General features: G+C 72.7%; 16 protein-coding genes. 9 read left to right on the forward strand and 7 right to left on the reverse strand.

What is annotated here, in order from left to right:
- Positions 1 to 54 precede the first annotated feature (54 nt).
- Together ACFOVU_RS26690 and ACFOVU_RS26695 are read left to right on the forward strand one after the other, a co-directional pair.
- Positions 55 to 651, forward strand: a complete 597-nt coding sequence (locus tag ACFOVU_RS26690; protein WP_378537999.1) for a hypothetical protein — start codon at positions 55 to 57, stop codon at positions 649 to 651.
- Between the two features lie 76 nt (positions 652 to 727).
- Entirely contained in the window at positions 728 to 1,195 is a 468-nt protein-coding gene (locus tag ACFOVU_RS26695) for a hypothetical protein (RefSeq protein WP_378538000.1), read from the forward strand.
- 28 nt (positions 1,196 to 1,223) lie between these two features.
- Here the strand turns inward: ACFOVU_RS26695 and ACFOVU_RS26700 are convergent, their stop codons facing one another.
- Positions 1,224 to 1,583: a nucleotide pyrophosphohydrolase gene (locus tag ACFOVU_RS26700; RefSeq protein ID WP_378538001.1), complete on the reverse strand. Its 360-nt coding sequence runs from the start codon at positions 1,581 to 1,583 to the stop codon at positions 1,224 to 1,226.
- A gap of 225 nt (positions 1,584 to 1,808) precedes the next feature.
- Here ACFOVU_RS26700 and ACFOVU_RS26705 point away from each other — a divergent pair, with 225 nt between their 5' ends.
- Together ACFOVU_RS26705 and ACFOVU_RS26710 are read left to right on the forward strand one after the other, a co-directional pair.
- On the forward strand, positions 1,809 to 2,381 hold the full coding sequence (locus ACFOVU_RS26705; protein ID WP_378538003.1) for a hypothetical protein: 573 nt from the start codon (positions 1,809 to 1,811) through the stop codon (positions 2,379 to 2,381).
- A 153-nt stretch (positions 2,382 to 2,534) separates the two neighbouring features.
- Positions 2,535 to 3,161 carry a phospholipase gene (locus ACFOVU_RS26710; protein WP_378538004.1) on the forward strand — a complete coding sequence of 209 codons (627 nt, stop codon included), beginning with the start codon at positions 2,535 to 2,537 and terminating at the stop codon, positions 3,159 to 3,161.
- Positions 3,162 to 3,248: 87 nt separating this feature from the next.
- On the opposite strand, the gene ACFOVU_RS26715 is transcribed toward ACFOVU_RS26710, so the two are convergent.
- Positions 3,249 to 4,130 (reverse strand): Fpg/Nei family DNA glycosylase, encoded by an 882-nt coding sequence (locus ACFOVU_RS26715; protein WP_378538005.1) that lies wholly within the window; start codon positions 4,128 to 4,130, stop codon positions 3,249 to 3,251.
- Positions 4,131 to 4,302: 172 nt separating this feature from the next.
- On the opposite strand from ACFOVU_RS26715, the gene ACFOVU_RS26720 reads away from it, so the two are divergent.
- Entirely contained in the window at positions 4,303 to 4,896 is a 594-nt protein-coding gene (locus ACFOVU_RS26720; RefSeq protein WP_378538006.1) for a TIGR00645 family protein, read from the forward strand.
- 52 nt (positions 4,897 to 4,948) lie between these two features.
- Here the strand turns inward: ACFOVU_RS26720 and ACFOVU_RS26725 are convergent, their stop codons facing one another.
- Complete coding sequence (locus ACFOVU_RS26725) at positions 4,949 to 6,424, reverse strand: PucR family transcriptional regulator (RefSeq protein ID WP_378538007.1); 1,476 nt, start codon at positions 6,422 to 6,424, stop codon at positions 4,949 to 4,951.
- Between the two features lie 140 nt (positions 6,425 to 6,564).
- Between ACFOVU_RS26725 and gabT the strand changes: the two genes are divergently transcribed.
- Together gabT and ACFOVU_RS26735 are read left to right on the forward strand one after the other, a co-directional pair.
- Positions 6,565 to 7,905: a 4-aminobutyrate--2-oxoglutarate transaminase gene (gene gabT, locus ACFOVU_RS26730; RefSeq protein ID WP_378538008.1), complete on the forward strand. Its 1,341-nt coding sequence runs from the start codon at positions 6,565 to 6,567 to the stop codon at positions 7,903 to 7,905.
- A gap of 585 nt (positions 7,906 to 8,490) precedes the next feature.
- Positions 8,491 to 8,625, forward strand: a complete 135-nt coding sequence (locus ACFOVU_RS26735; protein ID WP_378538009.1) for a hypothetical protein — start codon at positions 8,491 to 8,493, stop codon at positions 8,623 to 8,625.
- Between the two features lie 248 nt (positions 8,626 to 8,873).
- Here the strand turns inward: ACFOVU_RS26735 and ACFOVU_RS26740 are convergent, their stop codons facing one another.
- Both ACFOVU_RS26740 and ACFOVU_RS26745 read right to left on the reverse strand, forming a co-directional pair.
- Entirely contained in the window at positions 8,874 to 10,433 is a 1,560-nt protein-coding gene (locus ACFOVU_RS26740; RefSeq protein WP_378538010.1) for a CoA-acylating methylmalonate-semialdehyde dehydrogenase, read from the reverse strand.
- 52 nt (positions 10,434 to 10,485) lie between these two features.
- The gene (locus ACFOVU_RS26745) at positions 10,486 to 11,781 is read right to left on the reverse strand and encodes an aspartate aminotransferase family protein (RefSeq protein WP_378538011.1); all 1,296 of its coding nucleotides are present in this window, start codon (positions 11,779 to 11,781) and stop codon (positions 10,486 to 10,488) included.
- A 239-nt stretch (positions 11,782 to 12,020) separates the two neighbouring features.
- On the opposite strand from ACFOVU_RS26745, the gene ACFOVU_RS26750 reads away from it, so the two are divergent.
- Entirely contained in the window at positions 12,021 to 13,631 is a 1,611-nt protein-coding gene (locus ACFOVU_RS26750; RefSeq protein ID WP_378538012.1) for a PucR family transcriptional regulator, read from the forward strand.
- Between the two features lie 136 nt (positions 13,632 to 13,767).
- Complete coding sequence (locus ACFOVU_RS26755; RefSeq protein WP_378538014.1) at positions 13,768 to 14,262, forward strand: Lrp/AsnC family transcriptional regulator; 495 nt, start codon at positions 13,768 to 13,770, stop codon at positions 14,260 to 14,262.
- A gap of 25 nt (positions 14,263 to 14,287) precedes the next feature.
- Here ACFOVU_RS26755 and ACFOVU_RS26760 read toward each other — a convergent pair whose 3' ends face one another.
- Positions 14,288 to 14,761 carry a VTT domain-containing protein gene (locus ACFOVU_RS26760; protein WP_378538015.1) on the reverse strand — a complete coding sequence of 158 codons (474 nt, stop codon included), beginning with the start codon at positions 14,759 to 14,761 and terminating at the stop codon, positions 14,288 to 14,290.
- A gap of 2 nt (positions 14,762 to 14,763) precedes the next feature.
- The gene (rlmN, locus tag ACFOVU_RS26765) at positions 14,764 to 15,861 is read right to left on the reverse strand and encodes a 23S rRNA (adenine(2503)-C(2))-methyltransferase RlmN (RefSeq protein WP_378538016.1); all 1,098 of its coding nucleotides are present in this window, start codon (positions 15,859 to 15,861) and stop codon (positions 14,764 to 14,766) included.
- Positions 15,862 to 15,902: the final 41 nt, after the last annotated feature.

Consider the following 15,902-nt stretch of genomic DNA (forward strand, 5'->3'; position numbering starts at 1 on the left):
GCCCGCTGCCGGACGCACGATCGAGACACCCCCAACGAACGGAGTGAGAAGGCCATGACCAACGACCCCGGGCGATCCGTGTTCGTCGGCCTCCAACGGAACCTGTATCTGTCCATCGTGCACGTGGCGATGGCGGTCGCCCTGATCGTCGGCGGGGTGGTGTTCCTCGTCCAGTGGTTCACCGGTGCCCCCTACCCTGTGCCCAACGCCGCCATCGGCATCCTCGGCACCGTGGGCGGCGCGTTCGGGCTGCTCATCTCGGTCGTCACCCTCCTCCAGTGGACGAAGCCGTTCCACGTGGCCTTCGACGACGCGGGCGTCCAGGTGCTGATCCGCGGCAGGGACGTGCGCATCCCGTGGTCGGACATCGCGTCGGTGTACATCACCGACCGCAACCCCAACGGGACCAGGCTGCCGATGCGCCGCTTCCCCGACGAACGGGGCGTGCGGACCCGCTGGCTGGTGGCCACGCCGGCGCCCCATGTGGCGGATCCCGGCGCCGGCGACCGCGCCCACGTGTACTGGCTCTCGCGGTGGTCGCTCTGCGCGACCCACACCGTCTCCGGCACCGAGGCGCAGATGGCCGCGGCCATCCGGGCGGCGTCGCCGAGGACGCCGCTTGACGTCGCCCCTGTGGACAATGAACCGTGACCGCGCCCTGCGGTGGGATCATGGGGTCGCGGGTGGCACCCCTACCCGCGACACCACTTGAGGGGGGACTACGGGCGTGGACATCCATCGGCTGGCGGTGCGGATCCGCGGGGAGGTCCTGGGGCCGGCGAGCGCGGCGGCGGTCGACCGGCAGGTCGAGGGCATCGAGCGGCTGCTCGCCGGGCACGCCGACGCGTTCGGCTACGACCACGATCGGCTGAGCGAGGAGCAGGCCGACGCCTTGGCCGAGAACTTCCTCGCCGAGCGCGACCTGCCCGTGGTCGAGGCCGACGACATCCGCGACATCCACGAGGCGCACGAGGCGGGGGCGGTGCCGCACAACAGCGACATCACCGTCCTGGCGGTCGACCCCGCCACCTGGGGCCACTACGCGGTCATGAGCGCGGGCGAGGCGGAGCAGCGCGCGTTCCGCGTCGTCTACACCGCGGCGCAGCTCGCCGAACGCCTCGGGGGCCGCGAGCTCACCGACGACCTCGCCGAGGAGATCTCCTGGGAGGTCACCAGCGAGGTCTCCCCGGCCTGACAGCGGTGGTCAGCGCCTCGCCGACTCATCAGCGCCCCGCCGGGCCGTCCGTACCGACGACGTCCCCGGCAGGCCCGGCCGCCGGGAACCGGCCCTCGTTGATGGCGACCTTCTCGCGGAGCGCGGCCTCCAGGTCGACATCGAGCACGTCGGCGAGGCGCAGCAGGTAGCTGAAGACGTCGGCCATCTCCAGGCGGACCGCCCGCGCCTTGGCGGGGTCGTCCATGACCCGCTCCGACTCCCCTGGTTCGAGCCACTGGAACTCCGCGGCCAGCTCACCCGCCTCGCCGGTCAGGGCCATGGCGAGGTTCTTGGGGGTGTGGAAGGGGCCCCAGTCGCGGCGGTCGGCGAAATCGGCCAGCAGGAGTTGCAGCGCGGATATGCTCACACGGCGACTTCTACCACCTCCGCGACCCGCGCGGCACACCGTCCCCGCAGGCTGTGACCCGCCCGGCCCCCGGATTTCGGATCGGCAACAGGACCGGTCACGGCGGAACCGCAACGCGCTCATGGCCGTCTGAGACGATCGCGACGGCCACCCGGTCCGGCGCCCTGCTCCGCCGCCGGACGCGTCCCCGCCGCCGCACTCGCCACCAGCACGCGAAGGCCGACGATGAACCAGCTCCAGTCCCTCACCCACATCACCGTGCGTCAGCGCCTCAGGCTGGGGGTCAACCAGTACGAGGTGAACGCCGCGCAGCCCGACGGAAGCGAAGGCCCCCTGCTGGCGTTCGCCCAGCAGAAGCGGCTCGCCTTCAAGGACGAGGTCACCCTCTACACCGACGACACCAAGCAGTACCCCGTGCTGCGGTTCAAGGCCCGCCAGGCCATCGACCTGGGGGCGACCTACGACGTCTACGACGCGTCGGGTCAGCCGATCGGCCTGTTCCGGAAGGACTTCGGGAAGTCGCTGACGCGCAGCACCTGGCACATGGAGCAGCCCGGCCTGCCGCCGATCGTCGGCCAGGAGCGCAACGCGACGCTGGGGGTGCTGCGCAGGGTCAGTGACACCGCGCAGATGATCCCCTACCACTTCGACTTCACGATCAACGGCACGCCGGTGTTCAGCGTCGACAAGCGCTTCGGCCTGCGCGACCGCTACTCGGTGGAGATCCCCGACCGGAACCTCGACCGCCGACTCGTCATCGCCATGGCCGTCGCCCTGGACGCGCTCCAGGCGCGCTGACGCCGGCGCCGGATGCGGTGGGGAACCAGCCCCACCGTATCCGGACGGCCATACGATCATTACCCCTGATTCCCCGTGTCCTTCTTCCATTGAGCGGCGGATTCCCTTATTACTCAGGGGTCACATCGTGTTGGACGGAAGGGAATCCCCCACATGCGTCACCCCGCTCGACGTATCGGCCAGTCGTTCGTCGCGATCACCGCCGCAGCCCTCGTCTCCCTCAGCGGAGCCGGCGTCGCCAACGCCGCCCTCCCCCCGGCCGAGCTGCAACGGGTCACCGACCAGTACCTCTTCACCGACTCCATCACCACGTTCATCTCAACCCGCGACCAGGCCCCCTACGCCGACCAGCTCGACTGGAGCAGCGACTCGTGCAGCTGGTCGCCCGACTCCCCGCTGGGCTTCAACTTCGACCCGTCGTGCAAGCGGCACGACTTCGGCTACCGCAACTACAAGCGGCAGGCCCGGTTCAATGAGGACACCCGGCTGCGGATCGACGACAACTTCCGCTCCGACCTCTACAACGAGTGCGACGGCAACTGGGTGTGCAACGGCGCCGCCGACATCTACTACAACGCCGTGCGCGAGTTCGGCGCCTCCAGCACCAGCACCGCCGACGCCCTGACCCAGGCCGGAACCGAGGACACCCTGCGCGCCTTCGCCGAGACCGCGGAGTCCCTGGAGCAGGCCGGCACCCAGGGCGAGGCCGACCGCCTGCTCACCGCATTCGAGCAGGGCAACGACGTCGAGATCCGCCAGGACTACCCGGTCAACGGCTGATCCCGCGCTTTCCCGCCGGCCACCGGGCCGGCCCCGGCCCCGGCGCGGGTGCGCCGGGGCCGGCGCGCACCCGGTGCGGCGGGGCGCTCAGCGGGCCTGGCAGGCGGGGCAGCGGTAGAGGGTGCGCGCGGCCAGCTCGGCCTGCACGACGGCGGTGCCGCAGATCCGGCAGGGCTCTCCGGTGCGGTAGCAGACGTAGAGGGTGTCGGGCCGGGGCACCGGGAGGGCGCCGGGGTCGGGCCGGTGCTCGGGGCGCGTGGTGATGATGTAGCCGTCGCGCACGCCGTCCTGGAGCAGCCCGGTGAGGTCGGCCCACAGCGCGTCCCATTCGGCGCGGGTGACATCGCGACCAGGGCGGTAGGGGTCGATCCCGGCGCGGAAGAGCGACTCCGCCCGGTAGATGTTGCCGATCCCGGCGATGACGTCTTGGCGCATCAGCAGCGCGGCGATGGTGGTGCGCGACCGGCTGATGACGTTCCAGGCGCGCTCGGGGTCGGCGTCGGGGCGCAGCGGGTCGGGGCCCAGGCGCGCCTGCGCGGCCTCCTGCTCCGCTTCGGTGATGACCTCGCAGGCCGAGGGGCCGCGCAGGTCGGCCCAGCCCGATGCGGTCACGATCCGGGCCCGGACGGTCCCCACGGGGTCGGGGGCGAGGACGAAGCCGTCGGCGTCGCGCAGCAGCTCGCGCCGCTCGCCGCCCGCCACCCGCGGGGCGCCGAGGTGGCGCTCGCCGTCGGCGTCGCCGAAGGTCCACGCCCCGTACAGGCCCAGGTGCACGCGCAGCCGGTCGCCGGAGTCGAACGCGAGGAACAGCTGCTTGCCGTGCGCCTCGGCCTCGGTGAGGGTGCGGCCGTCGATCCGCCGCGCGCCGTCGGCGAACCGCCCCTGGGGGCTCGACACCCGCACCCGGGAGCCGCCGAAGTGCTTGGTGAAGTGCGCGGCCAGGCGGTGCAGGGTGTGGCCTTCGGGCACGTGCGTCCTCCCGTGTGCTCACCGGGCCGGGGGGCGGCCCGGACGATGGGCACTCTACCGGGGCGTCCGGACACGTCGACCGGTGTGGGCGGATGTGATCACCAGGTCGCAGGCCCGCTTAAAGTGAAGGCATCCCACCCGTTTCACCCGCTCGTGAGAAGAAGAACCGCCGATGACCGACGTGCCCGCTGCCACGAAGATCTCCGCCTCCAGCCGACTCAGTCTCGGGTACCTGATGTTCCTCAGCCGCTGGCTACAGGTGCCCCTGTACCTCGGCCTCATCATCGCGCAGGCGGTGTACGTCTGGCTGTTCATGCTGGAGCTGTGGCACCTCATCCACGAGGTCGCGCTGGGCAACGTCGACGAGACCGCCATCATGCTGATCATCCTCGGGCTGGTCGACGTGGTGATGGTCGCCAACCTGCTGATCATGGTGATCGTCGGCGGCTACGAGACGTTCGTGTCGCGGATCAACCTCGACGGCCACCCCGACCAGCCCGAGTGGCTCGACCACGTCAACGCCAACATCCTCAAGGTCAAGCTGGCCACGGCGATCATCGGGATCTCCTCGATCCACCTGCTCAAGACCTTCATCGAGGCCGCGCGCACCGAGTCCGACACCATGCTGTGGCAGACCGTTCTGCACCTGACGTTCGTGGTGTCGGCGCTGGCGCTGGCGCTGATCGACCGCATGCTGAGCCCGTCGGTGGCCCGGGTGGCCCATGAGAAGCGGGCACGCGACGCCCTCGACGACGCGCAGGTCTGACCGGCTCCCCACCCCGGGACCACGGCGTCCGGCCCGGTGAGCGCCCCGCCCTTCAGGGACGGGTGCGGTCGAGGGTGCGCAGGGCGGTCCAGAGCTCGGCGCGGTAGTCGGGGTCGTCGAGGTCGCCGGGCAGGAGTTCGCGGATGCGGGTGATGCGGTACCGCAGCGTGTGCCGGTGCACCCCGAGGGCGTCGGCGGCGGTGTCCCAGCGCCCCGCGGCCGCCAGGTAGGCGCGCAGGGACGCCAGGAGGTCGTCGCCCGTGCGGTGGGCGAGCAGTGGGGCGAGCAGATCCCGGGCGATGCGCGCGCCGGCCGGGGTGGCGGCCAGGCCGAGGAAGCCGCCGGGCAGGTCGGACGCGCGGACCAGGGGTACGCCGTCGCGCCGTGCGGCGTCGAGCGCCCGCTCGGCCTGGGCGCGCGCCGAGGGCAGGGCGGCGTAGCCGCCGGGTTCGGCCGCGCCGACCGGGCCCCCGGTGACCCGGGCGAGGACGCCCCCGGGGTCGGCGGATGCGGTGCCGAGCACGGTGAGGCGGCCGCCGGCTTCGGCGACCAGGCAGCCGTCGAGCGCGGGGTCCCACACCGGGCCGCGCCCCTCGGCCGCCTCGGCCACGGCCAGTGCCACGGGTTCGGCCGGCAGGGCGGCGCGCAGCCGCGCGGTGGCGTCGCGGCCGAGGTCGACGGCGCCGTCGAGCAGCGCGTCCAGCAGCCCGCCGCGCACCTCTTCCGCGCGGCCGGGCGCGGTCCGTTCCAGTTCCAGGGAGAGCAGTGAGACGGCGGCGTTGACCAGTGTGCGCTCGTCGGTGCCCAGCCGGTGCCCGGTGCCCACGGCGAGGAAGCCGCGCACCCGCCCGCCCACGCCCAGGGGCTGGAGGGCGATGCTCTCCCCCGCCGCCGACACCGCGGCGCCGGCGCGCTGCCGGGAGCCGCGCAGCCGCCCCACCTCCCCGGCCAGGGCGGGGGCGCGGGAGGCGGCCGCATCGGGGGCCGCGTGGCGGAGCGTTCCGTCGGCGCCGAACAGCAGCACCCAGGCGCCGAGCTCGGCCCGCAGCCGGTCGGCCACGGGTCCGGCGCCGCGCAGGGCCGCCTGGGTGAGCTGCCGCTGCGCCGCGAACGCGCGGGTCAGCCCCTCGTACTCCTCGCGCGCGAGGAGGCGGGAGACCTCCTTGCCGACGGCCATGAACGGGGTGGGGCGCGCCACTTCGATCAGTGGCAGGCCGGCCTCCTCGGCGGCGTCGACCAGCCGGGCGGGGACCCGGCCGTGGGCCACCCCGACACCGAACCCGAGTCCGGCGACCCCGCGTTCGACGAGGCGGCCGACGTAGTCGCGGGCGTCGGGGTCGCCGTCGTCGTCTCCGGGCCAGCGGACGCCGGTGGTCAGCACCAGCTCGCCGCCTTCGAGGAAGGGGGTGGGGTCGGTCAGCTCGCTGACCGCCACCCAGCGGACGGGCCGGTCGAGGCCGTGCTCGCGGGTGAGCAGGCGCAGCCCCAGGCGGGGCGTGCGCAGCAGGGCGCCGAGTGTGGGCGGCAACCGTCCCCCGATCACCGAAATGGCCAATGAGCTGCCTCGATCTTATCCACCAAGGAGATTTCCGGCGTGCACGCGCGCCTTTAGGGTCGAGCCCGATCGCCGTGCAGGCACCGGCGCGTAGGCACAAGGAGGACCGCCCGATGGCAACGACCGAGGTCGCACAGGAGCGCCGGATCGTCACCGAGATCCCCGGCCCGAAGTCGCGCGCGCTCCAGGAGCGCCGCAGCAGGGCGGTCGCCCAAGCGGTCGGCAGCGTCCTGCCGGTCTACGTGCACCGCGCCGGGGGCGGCATCGTCGAGGACATCGACGGCAACGCCCTCATCGACTTCGGCGCGGGGATCGCCGTCACCAACGTGGGCAACGCTGCCCCGGCCGTGGTGGAGCGCGCCGCCGAGCAGCTGGCCCGGTTCACCCACACCTGCTTCATGGTCAACCCCTACGAGGGCTACGTGGAGGTGTGCGAGGCGCTGAACCGGATCACGCCGGGCGACCACGAGAAGCGGTCGGTCCTGCTGAACTCGGGGGCCGAGGCGGTGGAGAACGCGGTGAAGGTGGCCCGCAGCGCCACCGGGCGCTCCGCGGTCGTGGTGTTCGACCACGCCTACCACGGACGCACCAACCTCACGATGGCGCTGACCGCGAAGAACCTGCCCTACAAGCAGGGGTTCGGGCCGTTCGCGGGCGAGGTGTACCGGATGCCGATGGCCTACCCTTACCGCTGGCCGACCGGGCCCGGGAACTGCGGACCTGAGGCGGCCCGCCAGGTGGCCGACCAGATCAGCAAGCAGATCGGCGCGGCCAACGTCGCCGCGGTGCTGATCGAGCCGATCCAGGGCGAGGGCGGGTTCATCGAGCCGGGGCCCGGCTTCCTGCCCGGGATCGCGGAGTTCTGCCGCGCCAACGGGATCGTCTTCATCGCCGACGAGGTGCAGACGGGCTTCGCCCGGACCGGCGACATGTTCGCCTGCGAGCACGAGGGCGTCGTGCCCGACCTGATCACGACCGCCAAGGGGATCGCGGGCGGGCTGCCGCTCGCGGCGGTGACCGGGCGCGCCGAGCTGATGGACGCGGTCCACGCCGGCGGGTTGGGCGGCACCTACGGCGGCAACCCGGCCGCCTGCGCCGCCGCGCTCGCCGCCCTGGAGAGCATCGAGTCCGGCGGGCTGGTGGAGCGCGCCCGCGAGATCGGGGCGACGCTGCTGGACCGGCTGCGCGCGCTGGCGGACAAGCACGACGTCATCGGCGACGTGCGCGGGCGCGGCGCGATGGTCGCGATCGAGCTGGTGGCGGGGGGCGGCGACACGACGCCCAACACCGAGGCGCTGGCCGAGGTCGTGCGCTACTGCCACTCCCGGGGGCTGATCCTGCTCACGGCCGGGACCTACGGCAACGTCATCCGGCTCCTGCCCCCGCTGGTGATCGGCGACGGCCTGCTGGACGAGGGCCTGTCCATCCTGGAGGAGGCGTTCGCGCGGCTATAGCACGGCGAGCCGACGAGCGAGCGGAGGCGACGCCGCCCCCGGCCGAAGGCCCGACCCGCGGGGTCGTTGTAGCAGAGCGAGGAGGCGAGCGTGCTCAGGGACAGGGGCGGACCGCCCTGCGGCGGCCCCGTCCGCGTGCATCCGCGCTCCCCGTTCCACCGTCGCCCCGGTGGAGCGGGGAGCGCGGTGGTTTAACCCTTCCGGTCGGGATCGGTGTGCGAAACGGGCCGCCCGAGCGCCGCGCGCCGGCCCGCGGGCTGGGCGACACAACCGACATGTCACCTGCCTTGCGACACAATCGGGCGGCATATTCCCTTCTGAACTACGGAGAGTTAGTCTGTCTAAGCTCACAGTCACAAAAATCGGCCTGGCCTATTCCCGAGACAGACTCGTTCTGGTTCAATAAGAGTCGATAGCTATAGGTCCGCCAGACTGTCCTAAACCACGGGGGGAGCAGGGACGTTGAGCGGTCTGAGCATGATGTGCGCAAGCACACCCAATGCGGACACAAGCGACAGCTGTATCTACGATCCAGGGTCACTCAGCTCCGCGCAGGCGTTGGGGGACGCCTGTGTGGTCTGCCATGTGAAGTGGCCGCGGCCTCGCAACCCGCTGGGCGTGCTGCCCGACGGAGCCGAGGTCTACGGATGCGATGAGTGCGCGGGGATCGCCGCCTCACACGCGGCCCGCGAGTTAGAGCACGCGCTCGTCGCCCACTGAGGGGGACATCAAGGGGAGGCGCTCCGGGACCAGGGGGGAGTTAGGTCCCGGAGCGCCTCTCTGACGCGCCCGCTTCCGTGGGGGGAGGAGGGGAATGAGCGCGTCGTCCGGCAGGGTCCGCGGCCGGCCGCGGCGCCCGTGCGTCCGCGCACCGCGGATGACCGGACACTACGATACCCCTCGTGGCGCCCGCGCGACCTAGAGTAGGCCAATCCCGTGCCGCGCGGACGCCGTGACCGGCCGTGGGGTCACCCGTTGGTCGGGAAGCCCAGGTCCACCCCGCCCGAGGCGGGCGCGGCCCCGGCCGCGCCGGCGGCCGCCGCCCGCCGGTCCACCGCGGCGCCCCCGGTGTCGGGCCAGCGCGAGGTCACCGCCTTCGTGCGGGTGTAGAAGTGGACGCCCTCGGTGCCGTGCGCGTGGGAGTCCCCGAACAGCGACTGCTTCCAGCCGCCGAACGAGTAGTAGGCCATGGGCACGGGGATGGGCACGTTGATGCCGACCATGCCCACCTCCACCTCGTTCTGGAACCGGCGGGCGGCCGCGCCGTCGCGGGTGAACACCGCGGTCCCGTTGCCGTAGGGGTTGGCGTTGACCAGCTCCAGGGCGGCGTCGTACCCGGAGACCCGCAGCACGCTGAGGACCGGGCCGAAGATCTCGTCGCGGTAGCAGGACATCTCCGGCGTGACGTGGTCCAGCAGCGACGGCCCCAGCCAGAACCCCTCGGCGGCGTCGTCGCCCAGCACCGGGTGCACGCGCCCGTCGATCGCCAGGGTCGCGCCCTCGTGCACCCCCGACTCCAGGTAGGACGCGACCTTGTCGCGGTGGGCGCGCGTGACCAGCGGGCCCATATCGCTTCTGTCGTCGTCGCCCGGGCCCACCCGCAGTCCGGCGACGCGGTCCTTGATCCGGTCGATCAGCTCGTCGGCGACGGACTCGGCGGCGACGACCGCCGAGATCGCCATGCACCGCTCGCCGGCCGAGCCGAATCCCGCGGAGACCGCCGCGTCGGCGGCGAGGTCGAGGTCGGCGTCGGGCAGGACCAGCATGTGGTTCTTGGCCCCGCCGAGGGCCTGGACCCGCTTGCCGTTGCGGGCCGCGTTCTCGTAGATGTAGCGGGCGATGGGGGTGGACCCGACGAAGCTGACCGCCTTGACGTCGGGCGCCTCCAGCAGCGCATCGACCGCCTCCTTGTCGCCGTGCACGACGTTGAACACGCCGTCGGGCAGCCCCGCCTCCGACCACAGCTCGGCGATGCGCACCGCCGCCGAGGGGTCCTTCTCGCTCGGCTTCAGCACGAAGGTGTTGCCGCAGGCGATCGCCACGGGGAACATCCACATCGGCACCATCGCCGGGAAGTTGAACGGCGTGATGCCCGCGACGACGCCGAGCGGCTGGAGGATGGAGTAGGCGTCCACGCCGGTCGACACGTTCTCCGAGAACCCCCCCTTGAGCAGGTGCGGGATCCCGCAGGCGAACTCCGCGACCTCCAGGCCGCGCGCGACCTCGCCGGCGGCGTCGGAGACGACCTTGCCGTGCTCGGCGCTGATCAGCCGGGCGAGTTCGCCGCTGTGGGCGTGCACGAGCTCGCGGAAGCGGAACAGGATCGACGTGCGCTTGGACAGCGAGGTGTCGCGCCAGCCGGGGAACGCCGCGCGGGCCGCCTCCACGGCGGCGGCGACCTCGGCGGTCCCGGCGAAGTCGACGGTGCCCGAGACCCGGCCGGTCGCCGGGTTGTGGATGTCGCCGCGGCGGGCGGCGGTCCCCGCGAAGGGCTTGCCCGCGATCCAGTGGGTGACGTGCTTGCTCATGGAGACCTCATTCGGTGCGGTGGTGGCGTGGGCGGGCGGTGCGCCGGGTACGTCAGGACGCCGCGGCGGTGTCGACCTCGGTGATGGCGTCGACGAGGATGTCGCGGGCCTCGCGCGCGTCGGCCTCGGTGATCGTCAGCGGCGGCGCCATCCGCAGCACGTTGCCGCGCAGCCCGCCCTTGCCGATGAGCAGCCCGCGGCTCCGGGTGGCCTCCAGCACGGCCCCGGCCAGAGCGGGCGAGGGCGCCCCCGTGGCGGGGTCGGCCATCTCGACCGCGAACATCAGGCCCTTGCCGCGCACCGCCCCCACGCTCGCCAGATCGGCCAGAGGACGCAGGCCGTCGAGGACGACGGGGCCCAGGCGCGCGGCGGAGGCCTGGAGGTCGTGGTCGAGCACGTAGTCGAGGGTGGCGTTGGCGGCGGCCATGGACACCGGGTTGCCGCCGAAGGTGGACACCCCGTTGGCGGTGAGCCCGTCCATCAGGTCGCCGCGCGCGACGACGCCGCCCACGGCGAAGCCGTTGCCGAGGCCCTTGGCGAAGGTGATGGCGTCGGGGACCACCCCGTGGTTGCCGATCCCCCAGAACGAGGAGCCGGTGCGGCCCCAGCCCGTCTGCACCTCGTCGGAGATGAACAGGATGCCCTGTTCGTCGAGGACCTCCTTGTAGGCGGCGTAGAGGCCGTCGGGCGCCATGGCGAACCCGCCGACGCCCTGGACCGGCTCGGCGATCAGGCAGGCGACATCGGGGGCGGTGGCGGTGGCGAGCACGTCGCGCAGGTCGGCGACGCAGGCCTCGATGTACTCGGCGTCGCCCATCCCCCGGAACGCCGGGGTGTCGCGGTCGGTGCCGTGCAGGTAGTGGACGTTGAGCGGCGACAGCGCGGAGTTCTTCCAGCCGCGGTTGCCGGTGACGGCGATCGTGCCGTAGGAGCGGCCGTGGTAGCTGTTGCGCATGGCCAGCACCTGGTCGGTGCCGCGCGCCTGCGTGGCGAGCAGCAGCGCGGTCTCGTTGGCCTCGGTCCCGGAGTTGGTGAAGAAGACCTTGGCGTCGGGGATGCCCGACAGGCGGGCGATCTTCTCGGCGAGCTCCACTTGGCCGCGGAGCAGGTAGAGGGTGGAGGTGTGCACCACCCCGGTGGCGATCTGGCGCTCGACGGCCTCGCGGACCTCGGCGACGTCGTAGCCGAGCATGTTGGTCACGATCCCGGCGAAGAAGTCGAGGTAGGTGTTGCCGTCGGCGTCGGTGACGCGGACGCCCTTCCCGCCGGTGATCTCGATGGGTGCGTCGTAGTAGAGGGAGAGCCACGAGGGCATGACAGCGCGGTGGCGAGCGAGGAGTTCCGACATGCGTTCAGTCTCACAAGCGGATCCCGGCGCCGCCAGGATCAGACTGTTGAGGTCGCACCGGCGCTCTTGACACTGTGTCAGTCCGAATCGGGTGCTTTGGGGGTCGATGGGGGTCGCTGGAGGCGGACCCGGGGAACCGGTCCTGGTCGCTCCCCCTGCCCCGCGACCAGGCGGAGCCGTGCGCTCCAGCAGTCTGTAAAGGCCACGGGCCGCCGGGGCCCGCCGCCTAGACTGATGGGGTGCTGCCCACCCTTGCCGACGTGCTCGGCCTGCCCGCCGTCCAGCGCGCCCGACCGCGCGTGGTCGTCGGCTCCGAGCACCTGGGGGTCACCGTCCGGTGGGTGCACATCGCCGAGGTCACCGACCTCGCGCACCTGCTGCGCGGCGGCGAGCTGGTCCTGACCACCGGCATCGCCATGCCCGACGACCCCGCGGCGCTGCGCCGCTACGTCGACGACCTCGCCTCGGCCGGGGTCAGCGGCATCGCCGTGGAGCTGGGCCGCAAGTACCACTCCGAGCTGCCCGAGGCGCTGCTCGACGCGGCGCGCGAGGCCGGGGTCCCCGTGATCTCCCTGGAGCGCGAGACCCGGTTCGTGGAGATCACCGAGGCCGTGCACGTCCGGGTGGTCAACCGGCAGCTGGAGGAGCTGCGCGAATCCGAGCGGCTGCACGAGGTGTTCACCCAGCTCTCGGTCGAGGGCGCGCGCCCCGCCCAGGTCCTCGAGGAGGTCGCCCACCTGTCGGGGTGCCCCGTGGTCCTGGAGAACCTGGCCCACCAGGTGCTGGTGTGCGACCTCAACGGCGAGGACCCGGGGTCGCTGCTGACCTCGTGGGAGAGCCGGTCGCGCGCCATCCGCAACGGGCCGCGCACCGTCCACGACCCCGCCACCGGCTGGCTGGTGACCATGGTCGGGGCGCGCGGCCAGGACTGGGGGCGGCTCATCCTCATCTGCGGCGCCTCCCCCGCGCCGCGGCAGACCATGCTGGTGGAGCGGGCCGCGACCACGCTGGCGCTGGGCCGGCTGCTGGAGCGCCACCAGGAGAGCCTGGAGCGCCAGACCCACCGCACGATCATCGCGGGGATCATCGACCGCGCCTACTCCGACCCCGAAGAGGCGCTCGTGCGCGCCCGGGCGGTGGGCGTGCCCCTGACCGGCCGCAACCTGGTGGGGCTGGTCCTGCGGCTGCGCGAGGGCGGCACCGGCCTGGCGGCCCAGGCGCGGCTCGCCGACAGCGCCGAAGGCGTCGCCCGGGCCTGCCGGGAACTGCGGCTGGCGGCGCTGGTCGGCTCGGTCGACGACCTGAGGGTGGGCATCCTGCTCGCGCTGCCCCCGCGCGAGGGCCTCGACGCCTGCCTGCACCGGCTGGCCGAACGCGTGCGCGAGCGGGTCGGGCTGGGGCCCGTGCTCGCGGTCGGCTCGCAGACCGAGGACATCCGCCAGGTGCGCCGCTCCTTCCTGGAGGCGCGCCAGGTGGCCGACGTCGCCGTGCACCAGGCCGACGACCGCCCGTTCTACCGGCTGCCCGACCTCCACCTGCGCGGGCTGCTGCACCTGTTCCGCGACGACGAGCGGTTGCAGACCTACGTGGAGCGCGAGGTCGGCCCGCTGCTGGCCTACGACGCCCGCCACGGCACCGACCTCACCGAGATGCTGCGCTGCTACCTCAACGCGGGGCGCAACAAGGCGCTCGCGGCCTCCACCGCCCACCTGTCGCGGCCGGCGTTCTACGAGCGGCTGCGCAGGATCTCCCACGTGCTCCAGGCCGACCTGGACTCCGTGGAGACCTGCCTGTCGCTGCACGTGGCCCTGCTGTCGCTCGACTCGGTGCGCGACCGGCTGACCGGGTGAATTCTCACCAGCCGAACCGTGGGATAATCAAGATTCCGTCGCCCGTGCACCCGGCGGCCACCGATTCCGGTTCCACGGCGGCGATCCACCGGCCATCCGCCACCGGGCGGGCACGGCCACGAGACCGGAGGACCGTGTGACCGACCAGGGCGCCCCGGAGACCGCGGTGCACAGGACCCCCTCGGGCGTCGTCCTCGATGCCACCGCCAAGCGCATCATCGAGCAGTTGCAGCAGGACGGGCGGCGCTCGTATGCGGCCATCGGCAAGGCCGTGGGCCTGTCGGAGGCCGCGGTGCGCCAGCGGGTGCAGCGGCTGCTGGAGTCCGGTGTGGTCCAGGTCGTGGGCGTGACCGACCCGATGATGCTGGGGTTCAGCCGCCAGGCCATGATCGGGGTGCGGTGCAGCGGCGACCCCACCGCCGCGGCCGACGCGATCGCCGCCCTGGCGGGCGTGGAGTACGTGGTGGTGACCGCGGGGTCCTTCGACATCCTGGCCGAGGTCGTGACCGCCGACGACGACCAGCTCCTGGAGGTCCTGACCCGCATCCGCGCGGTCGCGACCGTCACCGCCACCGAGAGCTTCGTCTACCTCAAGCTGCGCAAGCAGTCCTACGCGTGGGGCACCCGCTGAACGGCGCCCCCAGGGGACGCCCCGCTCAGCCGGGCAGCAGGGCCATGGCCGTGCCCGGCGCGAAGACCAGCAGCAGGAACCGCGCCGAGCGGGTGGCCATGGTGACGGCCACGAAGGCCCACACCGGCATGCGGACCGTGCCGGCCAGGACGCACACGACCATGAACGGCGGGATGCTGGCGAAGGAGCTCACCGCCACCAGGCCCGCGGTCCACCACGGGCGCCCTTCGGCCTTGGCGCGCAGGCCGGCGATCCGCTCGCCCCACCGGCCGGTGGTCGCGGCCCGGCGGCGCAGCCACGGCAGGTCGAGCACGCCGCGGCCCAGGTAGTAGTAGGCGACCTTGCCCAGGGTCTGCCCGGCCGCCGCCGCCACGGCCATGGCTGAGAGCACCGGGCCGCCGGAGAGCGACGCGGCCCCCAGCAGGTACAGCTCGATGTTGAGGACCGGCAGCAGCGCCGACGCCAGCGCGACCGCGAACGCCAGCGCCGTGCCGGCCACGGCTAGCCCTCGGCGGCGGCGAGCTGGCCGCAGGCGCCGTCGATCTCCTGGCCGCGGGTATCGCGGATGGTGGTCGAGATCCCGTGCGCCTCGAGCCGGCGGACGAACTCGCGCTCGTCCTCGGGCCGCGACGCGGTCCACTTGGACCCGGGGGTGGGGTTCAGCGGGATCAGGTTGACGTGCACCAGGTGACCCTTGAGCAGCCGGCCCAGCAGGTCGGCCCGCCACGCCTGGTCGTTGATGTCGCGGATGAGCGCGTACTCGATGGAGACCCGGCGGCCCGTGGTATCGGCGTAGCGCCACGCGGCGTCAAGGACCTCGGCGACCTTCCAGCGGGTGTTGACCGGCACGAGCTCGTCGCGCAGTTCGTCGTCGGGGGCGTGCAGCGAGATGGCCAGGCGCACCTGCATGCGCTCGGCGATCAGCTTGTCGATGGCAGGGACCAGCCCGACCGTGGAGACCGTGACCCCGCGCTGGGAGATGCCCAGGCCGCCGGGGACGGGGTCGGTCATGCGCCGCACGGAGTCGAGGACCCGCCGGTAGTTGGCCATGGGCTCGCCCATGCCCATGAAGACGATGTTGCTGATGCGCCCCGGGCCGCCGGCGACCTCGCCGCGGGCGAGGTCGCGCGCGACGGAGACCACCTGGTCCACGATCTCACCGGTGGAGAGGTTGCGGGTGAGGCCGTTCTGCCCGGTGGCGCAGAACGGGCAGTTCATCCCGCACCCGGCCTGTGAGGACACGCACAGCGTGGCGCGGTCGGGGTAGCGCATCAGCACGGACTCGAACAGCACGCCGTCGAAGGCTCGCCACAGGGTCTTGCGGGTGAGACCGTTGTCGCAGGTGATGTGCTTGACCGGGGTGAGCAGCGTGGGCAGCAGCGCCTCGCGGAGCCGGTCGCGCGACGCCTCGGGGAGGTCGGTCATGGCCGCGGTGTCGGATTCGAGGTGGCCGAAATAGTGCTGGGCGAGCTGCTTGGCGCGGAACGGCTTCTCACCGAGTTCGGAGACGACGTCGCGGCGCTCCTCGGGGGAGAGGTCGGCGAGGTGGCGGGGCGGCTTCGCCCGGCGCGGTGCGGCGAAGGTGAGCTCGGCAGGCATGGGATTCCAACGTGGACGGGAAAGGGGAGGGCGGACGGTAC

Source organism: Nocardiopsis sediminis (assembly GCF_042650565.1).
Lineage (GTDB): Bacteria > Actinomycetota > Actinomycetes > Streptosporangiales > Streptosporangiaceae > Nocardiopsis_B > Nocardiopsis_B sediminis.

Excerpts from the sequence above, each read along its gene's own strand:
- ACFOVU_RS26690 (WP_378537999.1), top strand. The coding sequence starts at position 55 with ATGACCAACGACCCCGGGCGATCCGTGTTCGTCGGCCTCCAACGGAAC.
- ACFOVU_RS26705 (WP_378538003.1), top strand. The coding sequence starts at position 1,809 with ATGAACCAGCTCCAGTCCCTCACCCACATCACCGTGCGTCAGCGCCTC.
- ACFOVU_RS26710 (WP_378538004.1), top strand. The coding sequence starts at position 2,535 with ATGCGTCACCCCGCTCGACGTATCGGCCAGTCGTTCGTCGCGATCACC.
- ACFOVU_RS26720 (WP_378538006.1), top strand. The coding sequence starts at position 4,303 with ATGACCGACGTGCCCGCTGCCACGAAGATCTCCGCCTCCAGCCGACTC.
- gabT (WP_378538008.1), top strand. The coding sequence starts at position 6,565 with ATGGCAACGACCGAGGTCGCACAGGAGCGCCGGATCGTCACCGAGATC.
- ACFOVU_RS26740 (WP_378538010.1), bottom strand. The coding sequence starts at position 10,433 with ATGAGCAAGCACGTCACCCACTGGATCGCGGGCAAGCCCTTCGCGGGG.
- ACFOVU_RS26745 (WP_378538011.1), bottom strand. The coding sequence starts at position 11,781 with ATGTCGGAACTCCTCGCTCGCCACCGCGCTGTCATGCCCTCGTGGCTC.
- rlmN (WP_378538016.1), bottom strand. The coding sequence starts at position 15,861 with ATGCCTGCCGAGCTCACCTTCGCCGCACCGCGCCGGGCGAAGCCGCCC.